1 protein-coding gene is annotated in these 1,468 nt (G+C 65.0%); it reads right to left on the reverse strand.

Annotated elements, in window-relative coordinates:
- Positions 1–22 precede the first annotated feature (22 nt).
- A complete protein-coding gene (locus M1M07_RS32230; RefSeq protein WP_231610344.1) occupies positions 23–1,225 on the reverse strand; it encodes an IS110 family transposase in 1,203 nt (400 codons plus the stop codon).
- Positions 1,226–1,468: the final 243 nt, after the last annotated feature.

The following is a 1,468-nucleotide window of genomic DNA, read 5'->3' on the forward strand; positions in this document are numbered from 1 at the left end:
GAAAGGACTCTCAATGATCCTGTCAAGCCGCAACAGCGGTACCCGGCAAGCTCGGTTGCCAGGTGCGGTTGTCGCGGATGAGGGCATAGAGAACATCGACGCGACGCCGAGCCAGACAGAGGGTGGCCTGGACCGGACGCTTACCTTCCGCACGTTTGCGTTGATAGTAGGCACGCGAGACGGGGTCACAGCGTGCCGCGGTCAACGCCGATATGTACATCACCCGGCGCAGGCGCCTGCTGTAACGCTGCGGAGTATGCAGACGCCCTATGCGTTTACCCGAATCCTTCGGTCTCGGCGCCAACCCAGCCCAGGCAGCGAGCTGATCCGCCGATCCGATCAGGGAGGGATCACCAACCGCGGCAAGGAATTCAGCGCCGAGCCGGAACCCGATACCCGGCAAGCTCACGATCGCCTCAGCCAGCCGGTGTCGGCGAAATCGGGCCTCGATCTCCGCGTCGGCGGCGTTGATACGTGCGTCGAGGTCGATCACCCCCTGCGCCAATTCGGCGACCAGTTCGGCAGCGACGTCCTCACCCGGCAACCGCACCGTCTGCGCCTTCGCAGCGGTGACCGCGGCCCGGGCGATCGTCTCCGCATGGCGCACCCCGGACCCGGCGAGCATCGTGGCCAGCCGGGCCACACCGGCACGGCGGATCGCCCTCGGTCGCTGATAACGGGCCAGCAGCACCACCCAACCCCGGTCCGAGGAGATCTGCGCGACGCGTTCGAGCCCGGGACAGATCGCGACGAGTTGCTGACGCAGTCGGTTGATGGTGCGGGTGCGGTCGGCGACCAGATCGGTGCGGTGACCGGTGAGCATCTGCAGCTCGCGGATCAACTCGTCGTCGGGGTGCAGAACGGGCAGGTCCGAGCGCATCCGGGACTGATCGGCGATCACCCGGGCGTCTCGGGCGTCGGTCTTGGCTTCGCCGCCGCGGTAGACCGACGATGCCTGCCACACCGAACGCCCGGACAGATACCGCACCGGTTTCCCGGCGTCGGCCAGGACGGTCAGCAACAAGGTGACGTAGACGGTGGTCAGATCCACCGTCCACGACACCACCTCGCCGAGGGCGTCGATCTCGGTGATCACCGCGCGAATCGTTGCTTCGTCGTTGTCGCATCGTCGCGACAGCACCACCGCTCCGGAAGTGTCGAGCACGCATATCCAGTGGTGTTCCTTGCCGACGTCGATTCCTGCCCACAGTCGCGAACCGGTCATCGGATCCCTCGTTTTCGCTTGTGTCCGAACAACGCCCCGATGGACGACCCCGCCGGCATTTCCTTAAACAAGCGATCATTCGCAGATCTCAATCAGCGGCCCGAGGTCTCCAAGCGGGTCGGGTGGCCAGTCCTTTCAAGCCCCACTCGAGAGTTGGGCAACCAATCATCAGCCTCGCCCGGCCCGCCCGGGTTACAGCACAACGTAACTCTCACGAAGTAACTGCACCTACGAACTTAAGGA

This window comes from Rhodococcus sp. HM1 (genome assembly GCF_023218075.1).
Classification (GTDB): domain Bacteria; phylum Actinomycetota; class Actinomycetes; order Mycobacteriales; family Mycobacteriaceae; genus Rhodococcus.

Coding starts and splice junctions, on each gene's coding strand:
- M1M07_RS32230 (WP_231610344.1), bottom strand. CDS start 1,225: ATGACCGGTTCGCGACTGTGGGCAGGAATCGACGTCGGCAAGGAACAC.